Below are 19,785 nucleotides of genomic sequence, written 5' to 3' on the forward strand. Positions count from 1 at the left end.
CCCCAGCGACGCGGCAATCTGGGGTTTTGGGAGCAGGAGATTACTTCGTCGCCGGAGCTCCTCGTAATGACAGCGGGGACAAGTTCTTCAGGAGGAGCGGCAATCTCGCTGTTGGGAGTTAGGGCTCGCTTCATCGCCGGGGCTCCTGGTAATGACAGCGAGCGCAAGTTCATCAGGAGCCAATCCCCATGCCTGGACACGAACACGATCATGCACACTACGGGCCCGGTGCCGGAGGGCGGCTGACAGCGGCTCTCGGCCTCACACTGAGCTTCGCCTTCGTAGAGGCGCTGGGCGGCTGGATTTCCGGTTCACTGGCTCTGCTGGGAGATGCAGGGCACATGCTCAGCGATTCGTTCGCCCTGGGACTGGCGGCGCTGGCGGCCTGGGCAATCAGGCAGCCGCCCTCGTTCCGGCACTCTTACGGGTTCGGTCGCATGGAGGTTGTCGCTGCCCTGGTCAATGCACTGCTAATGCTGGGGGTGGTAGGTGGGATCGGATGGGCCGCCATTCAACGCTTCCAGGCACCTGCCGAGGTCCAGGGCGGCACGGTGATGCTGATTGCCGCCGTGGGGCTGGCCATCAACCTGCTGGTGGCCTGGATCCTGGGACACGGGGAGCAAAACCTGAATATCCGGGGCGCCCTGCTGCACGTCATGAGCGATCTGCTGGGTTCGGTGGCGGCGCTCACGTCGGGCGCGGTGATTGTCTTTACCGGCTGGACACCTATCGACCCGATTCTGGCATTACTGGTCTGCCTGCTGATTCTGATCTCCACTGTGCGTCTGCTTCGCGACAGCCTGCATGTCGTCCTTGAAGGAGTGCCGTTCGGTATCGAACTGCCGCAGGTGGGCCGGGCGATGGCGAAAATCGACCATGTCCAATCGGTCCACGACCTCCATATCTGGACACTCTCCTCCGGCTCCATCGCGCTTTCCGCCCATGTCGTGCTGGACGGGCTGCAGCACTGGGAGAGCGCACTCGAGCAGCTCAATGGGCTTCTCCGGGAGGAATTCGGGATCGACCACACCACGATTCAGCCGGAGACCGGCTTCCACATCCTGTACCCGGGAAGCCCTGAAGACACGGGCCAGGGCCATTGACGTGGCATGCGCCGGATATCCCCGGGGTCACGACGGGCCCTGCTATAAAATGCGGCAGGCCTCTTCAAATTCCAGTCGCGGCCCACGGGCATGCAGACGACTCGCATCCCCGTAGCCGATGGCGCAGATAAAGTTCGATTTAATGGTCCCTTCCGGGAAAAACGCCGCATCCAGTTTTTCACTGTCGAACCCCGACATCGGGCCGCAGTCGAGCCCCAGGCTGCGCGCCGCCAGCAGGAAGTAGGCGCCCTGCAGCGAGCTGTTCCGAAACGCCGTTTCGTAGATCTTTTCGGGTTTACCTGCATACCACGAGCGGGCATCGGAATGGGGAAAAAGGCGGGGCAACTTCTCATAGAACTCCAGGTCCATGCCGATGATGGCGACCACCGGTGCATTCATCGACTTGTGGACATTGCCCTCTGCCAGACTGGGCTTCAGGCGCTCCTTGGCTTCGGTGCTTTTCACGAACACCAGCCGCGCCGGCAAACAGTTGGCGCTGGTCGGGCCCCTCTTCATCAGGTCATAGATGGCATGAAGCTGTTCATCGCTGACCGGCTTGTCCTGCCAGTAGCTGAAGCTCCGCGCCCCACGAAAAAGGGTCTCAAGGGCCTGTTCATCCAAGGTTCCGGTCATGAATGCCTCCATTCTCACAGATGTCCCGTAACTATAAACCACTGGCATCGGACATCTGGAACGACGGTTATCTCGACACCGACGGGAAGCGTCCGCATAATCCGGCCCATGAGCAATCCGGATTTGCCTCCGCCACCTACCAGCGAAGCCGAACTTATGGAGCGCTGCCGTGCCGTTGCAGGTCGGAGCCTGGGGCAACTGGCAACGCAGATTGGAGTAGAGATCCCCGACGATCTGCGCCGGGCCAAAGGCTGGGTTGGCCAGCTCGTCGAGGCGGTGCTGGGTGCCGACGCAGCCTCGCTGGCCGAGCCGGACTTCCGGACCATCGGTGTGGAGATGAAAACCGTTCCCCTGGACTTTAAAGGTCGGCCCCGCGAATCGACATACGTCTGCACGGTGCCTCTGGAACAGGGCATCGGCGAGACTTGGGCGACCAGCTGGGCGCGCCGGAAACTGGCACGGGTCCTGTGGGTGCCGGTGGAGGCCGAACGCGACTTATCGCTTCCGGAACGGCGCCTTGGCACCCCTTTTCTCTGGAGCCCTGATCCCGGGCAGGAGTCCATCCTGCGGACCGATTGGGAGGAGTTGATGGAGATGGTCTGTCTGGGGCAGCTGGAGAGCATCACCGCTCGCTTCGGTCGGGCGCTGCAAATCCGCCCGAAGGCAGCCAACGCCCGCACCATGGCAGCGGCCATCGGTCCCGAAGGCGAGCGAATCCTGACTAACCCCCGTGGCTTTTACCTGCGGCCCTCGTTCACGCGCGCCATTCTGCAGCAGCACTTCGGCTAGCGGGCAGGCCTGAGCGCAGGCACGGCCTCCAGTGGCCGCTAATCCTGATAGTAGTAATCGTATCGGCTGAGGAGATTCTGGGTGAAGGACCAGGCCTCGTTGTAGGACAGCCCGCTGTCCGAGGGGATGATGATTTTGACGTACAAATCCTTTTCGTGGCGGTTCTTGAGTACCGTCAGACGCTGGTGCAGTTCGGCTTTCGAGAGTTCGGCAAAGGCGATCTCCCCCGGTTCCCGCAGCTGAATTCGAGGCGTTCCGTCGACCCGTTGGTAGCGTACCGCGACCACCTGCCTGTCCTCCGCCGTTCGGGCCGGCTTGATGAGCTCCTGGTATTTCGCATCGAGGATTTCGTAGTCTGCTTTCAGGCCGGCGAGTTGCTGCCGGGCAGTGGCCCGCTCCCTGCGGATGGTGCCAAGCTCCGCCAGACGCTTACTGAGTGTCTCTTCCAGTTGCTGCAGTTGCGCGTTGATACGCTCGATGCGCTCTCCGCGCTCCTCGTACTGGGCCTGCAGGGTTTCCCGTTCAGCGCTGGTTCGCTCCAGGTCCCGGCTCAACGCCGCCGTGCGCCGCTCAAGTGCCTGCCGGCGGCTTTCCAATTGCTGGTTTTCGGCGCCAAGGCTCAGAATCCTCTGTTCCCGGGCGGCCAGTGCCTGCTGGTTCTCGCTATTCTGCTCGGACAGCCGAAGGTTACGGATGTGCGCCTCGGATAACTGCGACTGCAGCCGCACCAGTTGTGACTCGAGGCTCTCATTGGTCTCTTTCCGACTGGCCGCCAGGGCTGCCGCCTCACGCTCGGCGGTCACCGTATTCTGCAGTTCCACGACCAATTCCCAATTGCGCACGATCAGTACGGTACTGGTGATGATGAAAATCATCACCACCACCATCATGATGTCTGTGAACGATGGCCAGAAACTCTCCCCCAACCCCTGGGCATGGCCGTTCTGGCGCAGGTCAACGAAGCCCTGTGAATCCATAGTTCGCTCAGTCGCTGGTATCGCGCAGGCGGAAGCCCTCGCGAAGGGTATGCTTGATGCTCTTCAGGTCCTCCGAAACGGGCTTGACCCGCAGGTTCAACGAGGCCAGCAGGTTGTGCAGCTGGCTCCCGGACTCGGCGTAGTCGAACTGGACGCTGCGCATACCGTCGGCCACCTCCTGCAGCTTTTTTACCAGCCCGGCAACCTGATGCACCAAATTGTCCGACGTGTGGGCGTAGCGCGGCAGCAGATGCATCGAGGTCACCTGTTCGATACCGCTCAACACGTGAGTCTGGGCATCGGTCAGCTTCAAGTAGAAATAGCCGTAGAGCAGGTAGGCGACAATCGCGGTAATGGTGGTGGAAAGGGCCGTGGACATGCCATGAATCACCAGGCTCATATCCCCGAGTTCCTGCGAAGGTCCGCCAATGACATTCGAGGCGCCCACCAGCGCTATGGAGAGCGAGACGATGGTCCCGAAGACGCCAGTCAGAATGAGGATATTGTTGATGAACTTAGGCAGGCTGATGGTGGTGCTCTCCCGAGCCACCAGCGCCGACGCCAGTGCAGCATGATGAATGGGGGCGCTCTGGCGGCTTAGCTTGAGAACGGTCTCGTAGCGTTGGACCACGAGACGTCTTGGGGAGAGTTCGGCGGCCGGGTCGGGCACCTCTGCTTCCTGCGCTGCTGCAAACTGCTGAATGGCCTGCTCTTCGCGCATGTAGCGAGCCAGTCCGGTCACCACCCGTGCGAGGCCCAGCAGGAACAGCCCCAGGATACCGCCATTGATCAGATATCCGGTGCGCGTTAACTGCTGAACCAGATAGATTTCGGTAAGGAAGTCGAGACTGGCCGCCAGCAGGGCCGCCACCAATACCGCCACGATCGCCAATTGAATGAGTACGCCGCGGCTGAAATTCTTTTCAAAATCGAGCATGCCACCCTCGAGGGAAGCGATTTCCCCTCCACCAATGATGTTTTCCAGCTTAACTCAATCTGGCGCAGAAAATCGCCCCTGATAATTCGCACCCGAGCCTGACGGGCAGTCGGTTCGATCAGGGCCTGCCAGATGCTGCATCGCGGAATCAGTCAGTCGGGATCGGCTCGATACACACTCGGCTGCTGTTGCCGCCCTTCACCACCCGGCGGGATACTCCTGCCATTGAACACTATCTGTTCGAATGCCGCAAATTCACTGCGGTTGCTACCGTCACCGTTTTGATCGATCTCGGACCAGCTGTTCGACAGCGGTAGGAAGATCGAACTCTCTTGCCGTTAATTGCCGAACACCGGCATGCAAGAGGCTCAGGCCGGTTCAAAAACAGAGCCCTCTCGTCTTGAGAGTCAGCCCGGCTGCCCATCGACTCGAGGACGGATAAGGATGGAGGTATAGACGCCCACGAACAGAAGGAAAGTCACCATCCAGAAAATCGAGGCGAAACCAATCCAGGTACTGTAGGCCTCCGGAAACACCAGCGGCACGAGAATTCGAAACAGGGCCGCAATGTTGATCAACGCAAAGGCGACATTGATAGCGCTGGCCGACTGCATATCGCGACCGGTGTGCCCCAGCGAAACACGGGCCATCATGCCCAGTGTCAGTGTGCCAATGGTGCCTGCGGTATAGGCATGCAGGGCCAGGGTGGGAGCAACCGTGCCGAACCCGGCCAGCGCATCAAGCAGAAATCCGATGATCAGCCACACGAAACCGAGATAGAGCACCCACAGAAGCGGCACACCCCAGATCCGGGGCGTATACCAGAGCCCTATCCGGATACCGTGGACGCACGCCGCCACCCCGGCAGCTATGGCCAGCCAGGGTGATGCCGGCGCCAGGAGTTTCGTTACCAGCCAGACAGCGGCGGTGACGAAGACGAGGATTTCGAGTTTCGGCCACTTCGGCGCCTGAGTACCCGGCAGTCCCCGTTCGATGAAAAACGGCACCACTCGTCCGCCAACAACGATGATCACCAGTATTACCAGACCGATGGCCAGATCGATCCCCGTGCGCCATGTATCCATTCCGGCAAAAACGGCAAGGTGTATTAGCAGGTTGGCGCCCATCAGCAGCATCAGCAAAACCGGAAACACCAAATTCTGCGGCTGCTTGACGCGCGAGAGCGGAATGCCGATCGCTATCGCCAGCGCGGGCAAAAAGAGCAGGTCCACCCCGGCAATCAGGAGTGGCTGCAGCGGCGTGAAAGGCAGTATGCGCCCTGCAAGCCATAGCAAAGCCAGGAGCCCCAGCCAGAAGCCGGTGGCGGTGTCCTGCGAGGTCCAATTGCGCACTGCGGTGAGCAGGAACCCGGCAATGACGGCGATGGCATAGCCGAATATCATCTCATGGGCATGCCAGCTATAGGCGCCATAGCGACTATCCACGTCAATCCAGCCCAGGAACACAGCGGCCCAGAGTGGCACCAGGATAACTGCGGACCATCCGGCGGCAAGAAAAAAGGGGCGAAAACCGAGTGCAAACAGAGCGAAACCGCGCGGCTCGGCGGACCGAGGCTCATTAACATTGGAAATGGCCATGGAAATCCTTAGGGCTAAACTTTGCCAAAGCCTAGCGAATCGGTTCTCGCTCGACATTGACACCGGTCAAGCGACTGTCTCACACCCGATTTTTGGTACTCTGATCGCAAAAAGGAGAGCACGTTATGTCCGAACACACCTACAAGCTGGTCGAAATCGTCGGTTCCTCCACCCAGGGCAGCGATGATGCCGTTCGCAATGCCCTCGAACGCGCGTCAAAGACCTTAAAACACCTCGCATGGTTTGAGGTGGTCGAAACCCGCGGGCATATCGAACAGGGCCAGGTAGCGCACTGGCAGGTCACGATCAAAGTCGGTTTCCGATTGGAAGAGTGACCCGGCCCGGCGCTCGGCAAGAGCAGGCAGCCTGCCGAAGTTACGGCGAAAGCCGAATTTGGCCGAAAAATCTGTCTCGAACCAGCTTTCCCTCGCCACGATGGTCACGTTCGACAGGCTGCTGGTCTCGAGACACACCCGAACCGGGAGGTCTCTTCCATGAACGATGAGGCGTTTGGCAGCACGCTCGAACAGGACCCCGTCGACAAGGTCAGCATCGCTACGATCCGCACGCTGGCGATGGACGCAGTGGAGCAGGCCAATTCCGGCCATCCCGGCACACCCATGGCCCTGGCGCCGGCGGCCTACGTACTCTGGCAACGGCTGCTCAAACACAATCCTGCTAATCCCCGGTGGTTCGACCGCGACCGCTTTGTACTCTCCGCAGGGCATGCCTCCATGCTGCTCTATGGTCTGCTGCACCTGACCGGCTATGATTTGCCGCTCGAGGAGATCCGCAACTTCCGCCAGTGGGGGAGCCGGACGCCGGGACATCCCGAACATGGCGTCACCCCTGGTGTGGAGACCACCACCGGTCCCCTCGGGCAGGGTCTGATGAATGCAGTGGGCATGGCCATCGCAGAGGCGCACCTGTCGGCCAAATTCAATCGCGACGGCCACACTATCGTCGACCACCGGACCTGGGTCTTCGCCAGCGACGGCGACCTGATGGAGGGCGCCTCCCATGAAGCGGCCTCTTTGGCCGGTCACCTGGGCCTCGGCAAGCTGATCGTCCTCTATGACGATAACCATATCTCCATCGACGGGCGTACCGAGATCGCCTATTCCGATGATGTGGCCGGCCGTTTCGGAGGCTACCACTGGCACGTACAGAACCTGGCTGAGCGCGCCAACGACGTCGAGGCGCTGCATGCCGCCTTTCAACTGGCGGACAACGTCGCCGGGCGCCCATCCCTGATCATTGTCCGCTCCCATATCGCCGAGGGCGCCCCCAACGCCCGCGATACCGCAGCGGCACACGGCTCGCCGCTGGGGGAGGATGAAGTGCGCGCCGCCAAAAACGCCTACGACTGGCCCGAAACTGCCCATTTTCTGGTGCCCGACCGGGTCAAACAGCACATGGGACAGGCCAGGGAGCGCGGCGCCGAGGCGGAACGCCAGTGGCATTTGCAGCTGGAGAGCTTGCGCCGGGAGCAGCCCGAACTGGCCGGGCATTTTGAGCGAATCAGGGCCGGGGAGCTTCCCGCGGGCTGGGATGCCGGGTTGCCGCACTTTACCGGGGAGCAGAGCCAGATGGCGACACGTTCAGCGGCAGGCAAGGTGCTGAATGCCTGCGCCGACCAGCTACCCGAATTGCTCGGCGGGTCGGCCGACCTGGCCTCCTCGACCAAGGCGATGCTGGTAGCCGGCGGCGATTTTTCGGCCCACTCTCCACAGGGCCGCAATATCCACTGGGGCGTGAGGGAACACGCCATGTGCGGCGCCTGTTCGGGTATGGCCCTGCACGGCGGCGTGCGCCCCTTCGCCTCGACCTTTCTAATCTTTACCGACTATGCCCGACCGGCCATTCGCCTGGCGGCGTTAATGAAGCAGCCAGTCATCTACCTGATGACTCACGACTCCATCGGGCTCGGCGAGGACGGACCCACTCACCAGCCGGTCGAGCACCTGGCCTCACTACGCGCCATACCGAACCTCACCCTGATCCGCCCGGCAGATGCCGGCGAGACCACCGAGGCCTGGCGGGTCGCCGTCGAGCGGCATGATGGCCCGACCTTGCTGGTGCTGACGCGCCAGAAGCTGCCGGTCTTCGATCGCCGCCACCTGGCACGCGCGGAAGGGGTCAGCAATGGCGCCTATATCCTCTCCCCCGAACAGGATACACCCGATCTGATCCTCATTGCCTCCGGCTCCGAGGTTCACCTGGCCCTCTCCGCCCAGGGGCACCTGCGCACCGAAAATGGCATCGACGCCCGCGTCGTCAGCATGCCCAGCTGGGAACTGTTCCGCGCGCAGTCTTCGGACTACCGTGATGAAGTGCTGCCACCGGAGGTACGGCCGCGGATCGCCATTGAGGCCGGCGCCACCCAGGGCTGGCTCGAATGGGTCGGCTGCGAGGGTGATGTCATCGGCCTCGACCATTTCGGCGCCAGCGCACCGGGCCCCGTGCTGTTGGAAAAGTTCGGGTTCACCGCCGGACACATCGTGGAACGGGCGAGAAGACTGGTGTTGCCCGATTGACACGGCGCACCACTCATGCACCGGTGGCCACATGCCGCCCTATGGGCTGTTCCAGTGCGGCGTCACATCCCCAGTTCGAGCGCTTCCGGCACAAGACGGTAGCGGTCATGGGGTTCGGAAAAGTCGATATCGGGTCCGGCAGGGACGATACCCCGGGGATTGAGCTGCGGATGACTGCCGTAGTAATGCTGCTTGATATGATCGAGGCGAACGGTTTCGGCCACGCCGGGCATCTGGTAAAGGTCGCGGGTGTAATTCCAGAGATTCGGGTAGTCCACCAGCCGCTTGCGGTTGCACTTGAAGTGCACGTAGTACACCGCATCGAAACGAACCAGGGTGGTGAACAGGCGCCAGTCGGCTTCGGTGACGCTGTCACCCGTCAGAAAGCGCTGATGCGTAAGCTGCTTTTCAAGCCGGTCCAGGGTGGTAAACAGGGGTTCCACCGCTTCGTCGTAGGCCCGCTGACTATGGGCGAAGCCGGCACGGTAGACGCCGTCATTGACGTTGTCGTAAACCTCGCGGTTGATGGCATCAATGGCCGGGCGCAGTTTCTCCGGGTAAAAGTCCAGCCGGGCATCGCCCCAGGCATCGAATTCACGATTGAACATGCGGAGGATCTCCGCCGACTCGTTGTTGACGATGGTTCCGGTTTCGCGATCGAATAGCGCCGGGACGGTCACAATGCCGGTGTATTCCGCTCTGGCTCGGGTGTAGACCTCGTGAAGATAGCGCGACCCGAACAGATGGTCGTCGGTGCAGCCGTCACACTCGCCGAAGTGCCAGCTCTCTGGCCCCATCAGCGGATGGACCACCGAAACCGTGATGATCTCTTCGAGCTTTTTCAGCTTTCGGACGATGAGCGTACGGTGGGCCCAGGGGCAGGCATGGGAGACATAGAGGTGATAGCGCCCCGGTTCGGCCCTGAATCCCGATGAGCCGTCGGCGGTGACCCGATCATGGAAAACGCTCGCACGGCGAAGAAAATGCCCCTCATCATCGGCATCGCCGAAATCTTCCACATCCACCAACTTGCCGTCCTTCATCGCCTTCGGCATCGCCTACTGCCTCTCTGATTACACTCTTCGAAAACAGGACAACGCGAGGTTACACATCCAATTCGATACCCCTGTCCAGCGCAGCCTCGGCCAACAGATACATGGCGGCATTCCAGGATTGGCCACGCATGCCGTTCGGCTCTGCGTTTTGGCCGTGAAACCACTCAAAAAAGCCCCAGTTACCGATACGTCCCGCCTCGGCAATCCCCTCTAGCGCCGTCTCCGCCTCACTGCGACGACCAAGCTGCAGGAGGGCCATCGCCCAGAACCCGCCAATAAAGGGCCAGACCCCTCCATTGTGATACTGATGTGAGCGGTTTTGCTGATGACGGTCCATGTAGGAGCGCCACAGCGAATCGTCCGGTTCGAGAGGTCGACAGACGCTGCGCGCGGGAAACGGTACGCCGACCCCAACCCGCGACAGGGTCTCCACCACCCGCTCGGCAGGGCCGGGATCGGCCAGACCGAACAATACCGCCAGGACATTGCCGAACACGTCGCCCTCCTCTCCCCAAAAACTGAGATTGACAAAGGAGAGATAAAGACTGCTTCCGCACGAAGCATCCAGTACGTAGTCGGTTAGCAAGCGCAGGCGTCTGTAGTCGGGACGTTCCCGCGAAAAGGGGAAAAACAGGTGATTGAAATGAAACTTGGTCTCTTCGGCATGCGGCCAGTCGAACAACTGCTTGACGTGATACCAGAGTGCGTTGGTGTAGAGGACGTAACCCGAGCGGGGCATGATATCCGCCCAGTCACTCGCCTCGTTCTGCTGAAGGAGGAACAACCGCGGGTGTTCCTGACAATGCAGCCATTGCAACGCCGCATCGATGCGGTGCCGCAGCTCCGCTTCCAGACGCTCTTCAGGCAGCCGACGGGCGACCCAGCGCACCGCGATCAGCCACCACAGGGTGGCATCGATACAGCCCACGTACCAGAAGTCCGGCTCCGCCCCTTCCGGATCGACATACTTGGGAACCTGGCCATTCTCCGCCTGGTGCTCCGCTAGTGTGAGCAGGCTCGCGCGCGCCCCCCGCAACAATTCCGGATCGCCGCTGATCGCCATCCCCAGCGCGCAGATCGCCGCATCGCGGCCGAAGATCCGTGTATAACGGCGCGCCTCCGCCTCCATAGTGCGTGACGCTGCCAGCACTCCCGCCGGAGTGGTGTTTTTCCTTAACAGTTCAATCGCGGCGGTATGGGCCGCCGTACGTAGTTGCAGATCACTCATGGCAACATCCGGATGGTGAATTAGCCGGCAAGGGCCTCTCCCATCATAGTAACGTATCGTGAGCAGGTAAGCGGTTGCCTGGATCTACACAGGGTCGAGGCTGTAGGTCGGCTTTCAGGCCGTCATCGAGTCACGGCGGATTTGGAGAATGCGCCCTACGACCGCGATCCCTCGACTTTTTCGATGAAGACTGCACAATGGGCATGGATGACCTTTCAAAATACAGGAGTATGTAATGCCTGAACGGATTCAAGCCACTCTCAAGCAGTATTTCGGCTACGACGAACTCCTTCCCGGCCAGCTGCCGGTCATGCAACACCTGCTGGCCGGCAAGTCCACAGCAGCGGTTTTTCCCACCGGCGGCGGCAAATCCCTCTGCTATCAACTGCCAGCCCTGCTGCTGCCCGGCGTCACTCTGGTAGTCTCGCCACTCATCGCACTGATGAAGGATCAGATCGATTCCCTCACCGCGCGCGGCATCGCCGCCCGACGGCTGGACTCGACCCTGAGCACTGACGAGTACCGCACGGTAATGGAACAGCTGCGCGACGGCACGCTGCGCATGCTCTATGTCGCCCCGGAGCGGTTCAACAACGAACGCTTCCGTGAGGCCATCTCCCGGGTACGCGTATCCCTGTTCGCGGTCGACGAAGCCCACTGTCTCTCGGAGTGGGGCCACAACTTCCGGCCCGACTACCTCAAGCTCGCCGGCTTTGCCCGCGACATCGAGAGCGAGCGTGTGCTGGCGCTGACCGCCACCGCGACACCGCCGGTGCTGGAGGATATCTGCCGGGTGTTCGATATCGTCCCCGAGTGCGCGATACGCACCGGCTTTTACCGTCCCAACCTGCAACTGATCACCACCCCGGTCGGCGTGCAGCAGCGGGATTCGCTGCTGCTGAAGGAAATGGAGAGCCATCCGCCCGGCCCCACCATCATCTACGTCACCCTCCAGAAGAGCGCCGAATCACTCGCCGAGAAACTCGCCGCTGCCGGCTGGCCGGCCCGCGCCTACCATGCCGGCATGAAGGACGAGCAGCGCAGTGCGGTGCAGGAGTGGTTCATGGCCTCCGACCATGCCGTAGTGGTGGCGACCATCGCCTTCGGCATGGGTGTCGATAAGGCCGACATCCGTTACGTCTATCACTACAATCCGCCCAAGTCCCTGGAGAACTACGCCCAGGAGATCGGCCGCGCCGGACGTGACGGCCAGCCCTCCCGCTGTCACCTGCTGTTCTGTCGCGACGACCTCAACGTACTGGAGAACTTCATTTACGGCGACACGCCGGAGGAGAATTCACTACAGGGACTCATCCACGACCTGTTCACCCGGGAGCCCGAGTTCGATCTCGCGCTGCACGAACTCTCCACCCGCCACGATGTCCGCCCGCTGGTGCTGCGCACTCTACTCACCTATCTGGAACTGGACGGCCTGCTGGAGGGCGGCACCCCGTTTTACTCCGAGTATAAATTCAAGCCGCTGCTGAGTTCCGGGGAGATCCTGAGCCGCTTCGAAGGGGAGCGGAAAACCTTCCTGGAAGGAGTGTTCCGGCAAGCAAAAAAAGGTCGCATCTGGCTCGGCCTGGACCCGGGCGCCGTAGCGACTGCCCTGCACTGCCCACGCGACCGGGTGATCCGTGCCCTGGACTGGCTCGGCGAGCAGGGGATGCTGGAGGTCAAGGCCGCCGGCGTACGTCATCGTTACCGGCGCCTGCGGAGCCCGGACGATCTTGGCGCCCTCGCCGCAGCGCTGCACCAGCGCCTGTTGAAACGGGAAGAGGCCGAGATGGGGCGTCTGCGACAGGTGCTCGACCTGGTTGCCCTGCACGGGTGCCGCAGCGCGGCTCTTGCCGCCCACTTTGGCGAAACCCTGGAGGCATCCTGCGGCCAATGCAGCGGATGCCGGGGCGAGACCTCACGACTGCTCGAACCGCAAGAGGCGGCCATCCCGTCGGACCTCGCCAAAAAACTGGTCCCGTTGCTGGCAGAAAAAGGCGACATACTGATGTCGCCGCGAATCATCGCGCGTTTTCTGTGCGGGGTGTCATCGCCGAGACTGAGCCGGGCGAAGCTGAGTGGGCATGCACTATTCGGTGCATTGGCGGAGGTGCCGTTCGGACAGGTGATGTCGTGGGCGCAGTCACTTGAGGCCGACCCGGCCAGACTCGACGCATGAGGGTAGCCACCATAAATCCCGTTAAGGCGTGGTTGTTCAAACCCGCCCTGCTTGCACTTTTTCTGGTAGCGTTCGCAGCTGGTGCCGATTGCCCTTCGGTCGATACCACCTCCATTCCTGCCATCAAAGGTTATACGGCACCACGCATTCCGGCAGGCGAAGAAGTCACGGTAGAGGGCATCGTCAGCGGCAGCTTTCTCGGTGGAGACCGCCTGGGGGGCTTTTATCTTCAAGCGCGGCCCTCCGCCGAAGAGGACCTTACCGCCGGCATTTTCGTCTATGCGCCGCAGCCGGGGAAAAACGCGCGGACAAAGCTGGTGCCCGGCAACCACATTCAGCTCACCGGACGCGTCAAGGAGTACAAGGGGCAGATCCAGCTCATCCGGCCAAAGTCGATTCTTCACTGCGGCGAGGCAAAAATCCCGACGTCCACAGTACTCCATCTTCCCGCCGATGAAGAGCGACTGGCCCGTTTGGAAGGATTGCGGGTGCGCCTGGCACAGCCCCTCACCGTGTCCGGCAACGGCGATCTGCTGCGCTACGGGAGCCTCGACCTCTCACAAGGCGGACGCCTGTTCCGTCCCACCCAGGCACCCGGCATCGAAGGTCGGAAAAACGCAAGCCGACGTATCCTGCTGGACGACGGCAGCTACCGGGCCCGGCCGCAGCCCATCCCCTATCTGGACGCCGACGGCACTCGCCGGGCGGGGAGCCGTGTCGATAATATCGAGGGCATCCTGGCTTATGCCTTTGGTGAATATCGCGTCCACCCGACCGAGGCGCCCACGTTTCAAGCTACCAATCCGCGCCCCGAAACACCGCAGGCCCCGAATGGCCGCTGGCGTGTGGCGGTGTTCAATGTCGAAAACTACTTCACCACCCTCGGTAGCCGTGGTGCGGACAACCGGCGTGAACACAAGCGGCAGACCGGAAAGCTGCTGGAAGCGATTCGGGCCCTGGAAGCGGACGTGCTGGCCCTTGCCGAAATCGAAAACAGGGAGCAATCCCTGCAAACACTGGTTACACAGCTCAACCGGAATGCGCCGCCCGGCGCACGCTACCACGCAGTAGAGCCGCCCCGAGGCAGCGGACACGATGCCATCCGATCGGCACTTGTCTATCGTGCAGATCGACTGGTGGTGGACAGGGCACGCAGCAGCCTCGCGCCGGTGCACTCAAGACCACCGCTGGCCGCTCTCTTCAAGCCGCGGCGGAAAGGTGCCCGTCCCTTCGGCGTCATCGCCATCCACTTCAAGTCGAAGTCCGGCTGTCCAAAGGCAGGCGATGTGGACAGGGGGCAGGGCTGCTGGAATCTCCGGCGTATGGCACAAGCAGAGGCACTGATCGCGTTTGCCCGCACCATCAGTCGCGAGACGGGAGTGGACGAATGGCTGGTGGCGGGAGACGTGAACGCCTATGGCGACGAAGCGCCGGTACGAAGGCTTAAAAAAGATGGGCTTACCGATCTTGTCGCCGCACATGTGCCGCAGGACCAGCGCTACACCTATGTCTACCGGGGCGAATCGGGATACCTGGACTACGCCCTGGCCACCTCGAAGTTGGCGCGGCGGGTCCGCGGCGTAAGGATCTGGCACATCAATGCCGACGAGCCGCCCTTTCTCGCCTATGACGGCGAACCGGACCTGTTGACCGACACCCCCTATCGCTCCTCCGACCACGACCCGCTTGTTGTGGATCTGGCTGATCCGCAAATCGATTGAAGCTCAATACCATCGAACGGCCAGTGAGCGGTTCGATCTGGTAAGCGCTTTCTGTGACAGACCGCACAGAAATGACTTAAATCAAATCACCACTGATCCAGGTCAAGCTGGCAAATATCCAGTATATGCAATCATAAAGCGGGTAGATCGTGGCGTGACCTTCACCCGGGGGCGTTACGAAACACAGCTGACGCCCGTTGCGGAGAAACGGATCGGCGTCTGCTCAAGAAACCAGGAAACTAATACGACAGCTGAGAAAATCAAACGGCTACAGCATCAACCTATTAAAGATCGTTGACTTCCACAGGGATAGCATCGACTTACAATTTCAAAAAATCAAAATCAAAAGGGGGACAGCATGAACATGAGGAACATCGACACGAGCACCCGCAAAGAGATGCTGGGCATCATCCGTAAGGCCAAATCCTCTCATATCCGTTGGCGATCCTACGCCCAGGGGATGGTGGCCGGGGTGGAAGTTAAAGAGCAAAAAGCACCGGTGCAGCATACCGATTGTAAGTTTGGTCAATGGTACTATGGTGAAGGAGCCGCGCGTCTGGGCCATCTGCAGATCTTCGAGGATATCGCAAGCCCCCACGAGATGCTGCACGCCATCTATGCACAGATTCACGAACTGGTCGATAAAGGCGAAATGGAGCAGGCACGGAAAAAACTGGATGAAATGATCGGTGTCTCCCGAACCTTGCTGGACCAGATTGGCCTGCTGGAAGAGGAAGTGCACGCGGAAGTCGACGAATGAGATTGGCCACGAGGTGAGCCCCAACCAAACCGATCCCGGCACTTATCGATAGGGCCACCCCGGCAAAATGTTGAATATGCGGGTGTCGGTGTCGCCGAAGACGAGAGCTGGTGTATAAAATGGATCAGGGGCCGGTTTACCCGGCCCTTGTCCCTAATCGGTAGCACTTGCTCCGGATAACGCACGTTTACTGCTGCATCCCGTCGGTCTGTTCCTCGGCCCCTTCGCCCAGCTCCTCGACCCCTTCACCGGTCTCCTCGACGGCCTCATCGACTTCCTCGCCAGCCTGTTCGGCAGGCCCTTCGCGCTCGCAGCCCCCGATAGCAAACATCGCCATCAGAATGATTGCAGCCGCCCATCGCGTTCCTGAATACATAATGACCTCCTTGTTTTCGAATTGAACCGATCCACCACTCAACGCAGCCGTCACGGTTCGCCTCTCGGCACGGTATCCCGGAAAGTCTTCAATCCGAGCTCCGTCTCCGAATCTTAGCAGTCTATCGGTCTGTAGCTGCTAAACGAGATGAGGCTTCACACCAGCGATGCCCTCGGGCAGGGGTTCGTCGCTTTGGTAGAAGATAATGCTCCATCGGTTCCCTGCGTCTTCATAGCGAAGGATATAGAGGTCATCGTCTTCGCCACGGATTTTGACATAACCGATCTCGGAACCAGGCCAGCGATCCAGAACCGCGGCGACGGAGCGTTCGATGCCTGCGATGCGAAAGGTCACAGGCTCGGGAACGCCTGCGGGTCCCTGCCGCCAATGAACGTCAGCTTCCAGCGCCATCACCACCCCGCTGCTCGAAGTCGAGTGCTGCGGAGTTGATACAGTAGCGCTGTCCGGTGGGCGCAGGCCCGTCATCAAAGACATGCCCGAGATGGGAACCGCAGCGCGCGCAGCGCACCTCGATGCGGGTCATGCCGTGACTGCGATCCGTTCGGGTCTCCAGGGCATCCTTCGAAACCGGTGTCCGGAAGCTCGGCCAGCCACTGCCGGACTCGTATTTCTGGTCGGAACCGAACAGCTCCGCACCGCACGCCCCGCAATGATAGATGCCGGTTTCCTTATTCCGATAATACTTGCCGGTGAATGCGGGCTCGGTGCCCGCCTCACGGAGTATTCGATACTGCTCCGGGTCCAGCTCGGCGCGCCACTGCTCTTCGTCTTTCTCGATGCGTTCAGCCATTATTAAAGGTACCGTTGCCCGTTTACCTTTGGAGATGGGGCCAAAGCGCCGGAGGAAAACCCCTGGCGGCCAGATGACCCCTGATTAACTTGAAGGATAGCGCTTTGTACTACTTTGGGATAAACGGAGGAGTGTTTATGCGCACCTACACCATCATGCCCGAAAGCGGGTTCCACGTGCTCGGTAAAAGTGACCGCTCGGAAGCCGCGACCATGGTCCTCGATGCCGGAGAGACCACCGGCGGTGCGGACAACCGCCATAGCGGCAGTGACCAGTGGCTCTATGTCCTCCAGGGGAGTGGAGAGGCCACCGTGGGAGATGCCAGTGTCGGGCTCACCCCGGGAATGTTGCTGCTAATAGAGGCCGGAGAGACCCACCAGGTCAGTGCATCACCCGATGGCCCTTTGCTAACGCTGAATTTCTATGCCCCACCAGCGTACTAGCGGGCGGCGCATTTATTATCGGATCCCACGACGGCATGGGGGACCCCGTAAATGCACCGGCTTTACGAATCGTTGGGGGCGTGTCGAGAATGCCCCTACGTGGCCCCGTAGGGTGCATTCTTCCAACCGCCCGCACCACAAGCGACCGGAGACGCCGCATCACGAATCGCCCCCGGGAACGGCCAGATTCTCCAAATGCACCGTTTCGACAAACGATCGGAGTTGCGGCGCATTTATTACCGGGCCCCACAACGGTATGGGGGATCCCGCGAATGCGGCGGCTTTTGAGACACGTCGGGGCGTATCGAGAATGCGCCCTACGGGAGGAACGACATGACCAATTCGCGCGAATGGATGGCGTCACCGAAGCGGATCCGGGTTCTGCTCCGGGGTCGCACGGTAGCGGACAGCAACCAGGTCATGCTGGAGCATGGGGGAGGACGCCCGCCGCTCTACTGGTTTCCGCCGGATGATGTTGATCACCGACTCCTGGTCGATACCGGTGCCGGAGGAAAGACAGTGGTCTGGGATGTGGAAGTGCCCGGTCATCGCGCCCTTCGCGCTGCCTATGCCGGAGAGCAGGGCTATATAGGATTCGTCTGGGGTCGAATGGACATGTGGCTGGAAGAGGACGAGGAGGTTTTTGTCCACCCTCGCGATCCCTTCGTCCGCGTCGACGTAGTGCGCAGTTCCCGTTCTATTCGGATAGAAGCCCTGGGTGAAGTGATCGCCGAAACCCGCCGCCCCACCCTGCTGTTCGAAACCGGGCTGCCCACCCGCTACTATCTGCCGCTGATCGACACACGCGTCGATTGGCTGAAGCCCAGCGACACTGTCACCCGCTGTCCCTACAAGGGGGAGGCCCACTACTACTCCCTGCGCATCGGTGAACAGAGCATTGATGACGTGTGCTGGTACTACCGCTATCCCACTCAGGAAGTGGCGGCCATCGCCGGCCTGGTCTGCTTCTATCCCGAACGGGTGGACTCGTTGCTGGTGGAATAGCTCAGGCCCCGTAGGGTGCATTCTTCCAACCGGCCCGCACCACAAGCGACCGGAGAGGCTGCATCACGAATCGCCCCCGGAAACGGCCAGATGCTCCAAATGCACCGTTTCGACAAACGATCGGAGTTGCGGCGCATTTGTTTCCGGGCCCTTCACCGGTATGGGGATCCCGCGAATACGACAGCTTTTGAAACACGGCGGGGGCGTGTCGAGAATGCGCCCTACGGACAAAAGCTCAGCGAAGGATCTCCTCCAGCGTCGCCCGCACATCATCGCGCCACGGGCCCGGCTCCCGGAGGGCGCGACGGGCAAGGCGCTCGGCCTCTGCCTTTTCGCCCCGTTCATTCAGCAGATGGGCGAGATTGTTGAGAACAGGGACACTGGTCGGCTCCGTCGCGAGGGCCTCACGCAGCAACTGCTCCGCATCGGCCCGGTCTCCCTCGCAGTAGAGGAGCGAAGCGAGTCCCACCCTGGCCGGGGTGCTGTCGGACCAGCGCTGCAAAGCTGTCCTATAGCCCGTTTTGGCCGCCGCAGTCTGGCCCACCACTTCCAGATCGATCACCGCACGCAGGTAACGCTGCGACTCGGCAGTTGCCGGTAACTGTTCGGGAGGCAGAACAACAACCGCCCAGCGGCCGCCACGCTTCCATGTCCTATAGAAGGTGTCGAGGCTGGAGCGGTAGCGCTGGCGGGTGCCGCTATGCAGTTCCATGATGCCGGCATCAAGGTCGTAGCCGACTGCCACCGCATAGTGCCAGCGCGGAGCCCATCCGAAAGCCAGGTTCTGGAGCACCAGCACTGGGTGTCCGGCCTGCAGTTCCGCTACCAGGCTTTCGAGCGAAGGCTCCAGGAGATAGGTCAACCGCCCCTGCCGACGGCCCTCCGCCAGCAGCTCCGCCTGCAAGGCACCCTCCCGTCCCGGCAGATAGACCCATTCCGCCAGTTGTTCCGGCGTCGCCGCGGCACCGGACCAACCCAGAACCGAGGCGAGAGCCGCCGGACCGCAGTGATGCAGGGTCTGCGGATAAAACGGTGCCGATACCCGCGCCTGCGGCGCATCCGAAGCCGGCAGAGTCGGTGCTCCGGCACAACCGATCAGCCCCGTCACCAGGGTGGTGAGGATGAGAGGTCGAATCACTCGACCTTGTTGACGAAGGTAAACACGTCGGTTGCACCGATCGCATCGGTGATAATCAGCACGATGAAGATCAGCGCAGCCACACCGAGGATGTCGCCGCCCGCCGGCAGAGTATCGATCCGCTCTTGAAGCTCCAGTACTTCGCTGTTGGTGAGTCCGGCAATACGCTCCCGGGCCTGTTGTGGCTCAACCCCGTACTCGACCAGCTTTTGCGCCACCTCGTCGCGGGCCAGCAGGGACTCGAGTCGGTCGCGGGCCTGCGAAGACTGCGCAGCAGCGGTTTCGGAAAGAACCCGGTCGGTCCCGATCATCGCCGCCTGAGCGGCCGGCATCTGTAGCGATGACACGGTAAATACGATGTACAGCAGCATGGAAAGAGGGCGCCGCAAATGATGAATACCCCTCATGATGTTCCCCCGTTTGTTATTGAGGCCGAACCTCTAAAAATTCATTTTTCGTCACTCCCGCGAAAGCGGGAGCCCAGTAAAATCAAACGGC

The 19,785-nt window shown here is 61.1% G+C and carries 20 protein-coding genes; 9 read left to right on the forward strand and 11 right to left on the reverse strand.

Annotated elements, in window-relative coordinates:
* The first annotated feature begins 188 nt into the window (after nt 1-188).
* Complete coding sequence (locus tag Q7L05_RS13105; RefSeq protein WP_303907385.1) at nt 189-1,103, forward strand: cation diffusion facilitator family transporter; 915 nt, start codon at nt 189-191, stop codon at nt 1,101-1,103.
* Between the two features lie 42 nt (nt 1,104-1,145).
* Here the strand turns inward: Q7L05_RS13105 and Q7L05_RS13110 are convergent, their stop codons facing one another.
* The gene (locus Q7L05_RS13110) at nt 1,146-1,736 is read right to left on the reverse strand and encodes a malonic semialdehyde reductase (protein WP_303907388.1); all 591 of its coding nucleotides are present in this window, start codon (nt 1,734-1,736) and stop codon (nt 1,146-1,148) included.
* Nucleotides 1,737-1,844: 108 nt separating this feature from the next.
* On the opposite strand from Q7L05_RS13110, the gene mutH reads away from it, so the two are divergent.
* Nucleotides 1,845-2,525 (forward strand): DNA mismatch repair endonuclease MutH, encoded by a 681-nt coding sequence (gene mutH, locus Q7L05_RS13115; RefSeq protein WP_303907390.1) that lies wholly within the window; start codon nt 1,845-1,847, stop codon nt 2,523-2,525.
* 38 nt (nt 2,526-2,563) lie between these two features.
* On the opposite strand, the gene Q7L05_RS13120 is transcribed toward mutH, so the two are convergent.
* The 3 genes from Q7L05_RS13120 to Q7L05_RS13130 form a co-directional block, all read right to left on the reverse strand.
* Nucleotides 2,564-3,502 carry a hypothetical protein gene (locus Q7L05_RS13120; protein ID WP_303907393.1) on the reverse strand — a complete coding sequence of 313 codons (939 nt, stop codon included), beginning with the start codon at nt 3,500-3,502 and terminating at the stop codon, nt 2,564-2,566.
* A 7-nt stretch (nt 3,503-3,509) separates the two neighbouring features.
* Nucleotides 3,510-4,439, reverse strand: a complete 930-nt coding sequence (locus Q7L05_RS13125; protein ID WP_303907396.1) for a hypothetical protein — start codon at nt 4,437-4,439, stop codon at nt 3,510-3,512.
* 407 nt (nt 4,440-4,846) lie between these two features.
* Nucleotides 4,847-6,037, reverse strand: a complete 1,191-nt coding sequence (locus Q7L05_RS13130) for an NnrS family protein (protein ID WP_303907399.1) — start codon at nt 6,035-6,037, stop codon at nt 4,847-4,849.
* A gap of 125 nt (nt 6,038-6,162) precedes the next feature.
* On the opposite strand from Q7L05_RS13130, the gene Q7L05_RS13135 reads away from it, so the two are divergent.
* Both Q7L05_RS13135 and tkt read left to right on the forward strand, forming a co-directional pair.
* On the forward strand, nt 6,163-6,372 hold the full coding sequence (locus Q7L05_RS13135; protein ID WP_303907401.1) for a dodecin: 210 nt from the start codon (nt 6,163-6,165) through the stop codon (nt 6,370-6,372).
* A gap of 159 nt (nt 6,373-6,531) precedes the next feature.
* Nucleotides 6,532-8,574 carry a transketolase gene (gene tkt / locus Q7L05_RS13140; protein ID WP_303907404.1) on the forward strand — a complete coding sequence of 681 codons (2,043 nt, stop codon included), beginning with the start codon at nt 6,532-6,534 and terminating at the stop codon, nt 8,572-8,574.
* Nucleotides 8,575-8,636: 62 nt separating this feature from the next.
* Here the strand turns inward: tkt and Q7L05_RS13145 are convergent, their stop codons facing one another.
* Entirely contained in the window at nt 8,637-9,629 is a 993-nt protein-coding gene (locus tag Q7L05_RS13145) for a glutathione S-transferase family protein (protein ID WP_303907407.1), read from the reverse strand.
* 49 nt (nt 9,630-9,678) lie between these two features.
* Entirely contained in the window at nt 9,679-10,857 is a 1,179-nt protein-coding gene (locus tag Q7L05_RS13150) for an amylo-alpha-1,6-glucosidase (RefSeq protein WP_303907409.1), read from the reverse strand.
* A gap of 235 nt (nt 10,858-11,092) precedes the next feature.
* Between Q7L05_RS13150 and Q7L05_RS13155 the strand changes: the two genes are divergently transcribed.
* The 3 genes from Q7L05_RS13155 to Q7L05_RS13165 all read left to right on the forward strand — a co-directional run bounded on the left by Q7L05_RS13155 (nt 11,093) and on the right by Q7L05_RS13165 (nt 15,514).
* Nucleotides 11,093-13,033 carry a RecQ family ATP-dependent DNA helicase gene (locus tag Q7L05_RS13155; protein WP_303907411.1) on the forward strand — a complete coding sequence of 647 codons (1,941 nt, stop codon included), beginning with the start codon at nt 11,093-11,095 and terminating at the stop codon, nt 13,031-13,033.
* A gap of 32 nt (nt 13,034-13,065) precedes the next feature.
* The gene (locus Q7L05_RS13160) at nt 13,066-14,754 is read left to right on the forward strand and encodes an ExeM/NucH family extracellular endonuclease (protein WP_303907414.1); all 1,689 of its coding nucleotides are present in this window, start codon (nt 13,066-13,068) and stop codon (nt 14,752-14,754) included.
* Nucleotides 14,755-15,112: 358 nt separating this feature from the next.
* On the forward strand, nt 15,113-15,514 hold the full coding sequence (locus Q7L05_RS13165; protein ID WP_303907418.1) for a CZB domain-containing protein: 402 nt from the start codon (nt 15,113-15,115) through the stop codon (nt 15,512-15,514).
* A gap of 187 nt (nt 15,515-15,701) precedes the next feature.
* Here Q7L05_RS13165 and Q7L05_RS13170 read toward each other — a convergent pair whose 3' ends face one another.
* The 3 genes from Q7L05_RS13170 to msrB all read right to left on the reverse strand — a co-directional run bounded on the left by Q7L05_RS13170 (nt 15,702) and on the right by msrB (nt 16,701).
* Nucleotides 15,702-15,890, reverse strand: a complete 189-nt coding sequence (locus tag Q7L05_RS13170) for a hypothetical protein (protein ID WP_303907421.1) — start codon at nt 15,888-15,890, stop codon at nt 15,702-15,704.
* 138 nt (nt 15,891-16,028) lie between these two features.
* The gene (locus tag Q7L05_RS13175; RefSeq protein WP_303907423.1) at nt 16,029-16,301 is read right to left on the reverse strand and encodes a hypothetical protein; all 273 of its coding nucleotides are present in this window, start codon (nt 16,299-16,301) and stop codon (nt 16,029-16,031) included.
* A complete protein-coding gene (gene msrB, locus Q7L05_RS13180) occupies nt 16,285-16,701 on the reverse strand; it encodes a peptide-methionine (R)-S-oxide reductase MsrB (RefSeq protein ID WP_303907426.1) in 417 nt (138 codons plus the stop codon). The genes Q7L05_RS13175 and msrB overlap by 17 nt, the downstream gene beginning before the upstream one ends.
* A 137-nt stretch (nt 16,702-16,838) precedes the next feature.
* Between msrB and Q7L05_RS13185 the strand changes: the two genes are divergently transcribed.
* Nucleotides 16,839-17,144 carry a cupin domain-containing protein gene (locus tag Q7L05_RS13185; protein WP_303907429.1) on the forward strand — a complete coding sequence of 102 codons (306 nt, stop codon included), beginning with the start codon at nt 16,839-16,841 and terminating at the stop codon, nt 17,142-17,144.
* Between the two features lie 333 nt (nt 17,145-17,477).
* On the forward strand, nt 17,478-18,149 hold the full coding sequence (locus Q7L05_RS13190) for a DUF427 domain-containing protein (protein ID WP_303907432.1): 672 nt from the start codon (nt 17,478-17,480) through the stop codon (nt 18,147-18,149).
* A 235-nt stretch (nt 18,150-18,384) separates the two neighbouring features.
* Here the strand turns inward: Q7L05_RS13190 and Q7L05_RS13195 are convergent, their stop codons facing one another.
* On the reverse strand, nt 18,385-19,287 hold the full coding sequence (locus Q7L05_RS13195; RefSeq protein ID WP_303907474.1) for a PA2778 family cysteine peptidase: 903 nt from the start codon (nt 19,285-19,287) through the stop codon (nt 18,385-18,387).
* Nucleotides 19,284-19,658 (reverse strand): PA2779 family protein, encoded by a 375-nt coding sequence (locus tag Q7L05_RS13200; protein WP_303907477.1) that lies wholly within the window; start codon nt 19,656-19,658, stop codon nt 19,284-19,286. Before Q7L05_RS13200 ends, Q7L05_RS13195 begins: the two co-directional genes overlap by 4 nt.
* Nucleotides 19,659-19,785: the final 127 nt, after the last annotated feature.

This window comes from Thiohalomonas denitrificans (genome assembly GCF_016841685.1).
Lineage (GTDB): Bacteria > Pseudomonadota > Gammaproteobacteria > Thiohalomonadales > Thiohalomonadaceae > Thiohalomonas > Thiohalomonas denitrificans_A.

What these genes read in the sequence shown, in the direction of transcription:
- Q7L05_RS13200 (WP_303907477.1), bottom strand. Translation starts at nt 19,658, where the DNA reads ATGCTGCTGTACATCGTATTTACCGTGTCATCGCTACAGATGCCGGCC.
- msrB (WP_303907426.1), bottom strand. Translation starts at nt 16,701, where the DNA reads ATGGCTGAACGCATCGAGAAAGACGAAGAGCAGTGGCGCGCCGAGCTG.
- mutH (WP_303907390.1), top strand. Translation starts at nt 1,845, where the DNA reads ATGAGCAATCCGGATTTGCCTCCGCCACCTACCAGCGAAGCCGAACTT.
- Q7L05_RS13145 (WP_303907407.1), bottom strand. Translation starts at nt 9,629, where the DNA reads ATGCCGAAGGCGATGAAGGACGGCAAGTTGGTGGATGTGGAAGATTTC.
- Q7L05_RS13125 (WP_303907396.1), bottom strand. Translation starts at nt 4,439, where the DNA reads ATGCTCGATTTTGAAAAGAATTTCAGCCGCGGCGTACTCATTCAATTG.
- Q7L05_RS13190 (WP_303907432.1), top strand. Translation starts at nt 17,478, where the DNA reads ATGACCAATTCGCGCGAATGGATGGCGTCACCGAAGCGGATCCGGGTT.
- Q7L05_RS13165 (WP_303907418.1), top strand. Translation starts at nt 15,113, where the DNA reads ATGAACATGAGGAACATCGACACGAGCACCCGCAAAGAGATGCTGGGC.
- Q7L05_RS13170 (WP_303907421.1), bottom strand. Translation starts at nt 15,890, where the DNA reads ATGTATTCAGGAACGCGATGGGCGGCTGCAATCATTCTGATGGCGATG.
- Q7L05_RS13110 (WP_303907388.1), bottom strand. Translation starts at nt 1,736, where the DNA reads ATGACCGGAACCTTGGATGAACAGGCCCTTGAGACCCTTTTTCGTGGG.
- Q7L05_RS13120 (WP_303907393.1), bottom strand. Translation starts at nt 3,502, where the DNA reads ATGGATTCACAGGGCTTCGTTGACCTGCGCCAGAACGGCCATGCCCAG.
- Q7L05_RS13135 (WP_303907401.1), top strand. Translation starts at nt 6,163, where the DNA reads ATGTCCGAACACACCTACAAGCTGGTCGAAATCGTCGGTTCCTCCACC.
- Q7L05_RS13185 (WP_303907429.1), top strand. Translation starts at nt 16,839, where the DNA reads ATGCGCACCTACACCATCATGCCCGAAAGCGGGTTCCACGTGCTCGGT.
- Q7L05_RS13130 (WP_303907399.1), bottom strand. Translation starts at nt 6,037, where the DNA reads ATGGCCATTTCCAATGTTAATGAGCCTCGGTCCGCCGAGCCGCGCGGT.
- tkt (WP_303907404.1), top strand. Translation starts at nt 6,532, where the DNA reads ATGAACGATGAGGCGTTTGGCAGCACGCTCGAACAGGACCCCGTCGAC.
- Q7L05_RS13105 (WP_303907385.1), top strand. Translation starts at nt 189, where the DNA reads ATGCCTGGACACGAACACGATCATGCACACTACGGGCCCGGTGCCGGA.
- Q7L05_RS13155 (WP_303907411.1), top strand. Translation starts at nt 11,093, where the DNA reads ATGCCTGAACGGATTCAAGCCACTCTCAAGCAGTATTTCGGCTACGAC.
- Q7L05_RS13175 (WP_303907423.1), bottom strand. Translation starts at nt 16,301, where the DNA reads ATGGCGCTGGAAGCTGACGTTCATTGGCGGCAGGGACCCGCAGGCGTT.
- Q7L05_RS13150 (WP_303907409.1), bottom strand. Translation starts at nt 10,857, where the DNA reads ATGAGTGATCTGCAACTACGTACGGCGGCCCATACCGCCGCGATTGAA.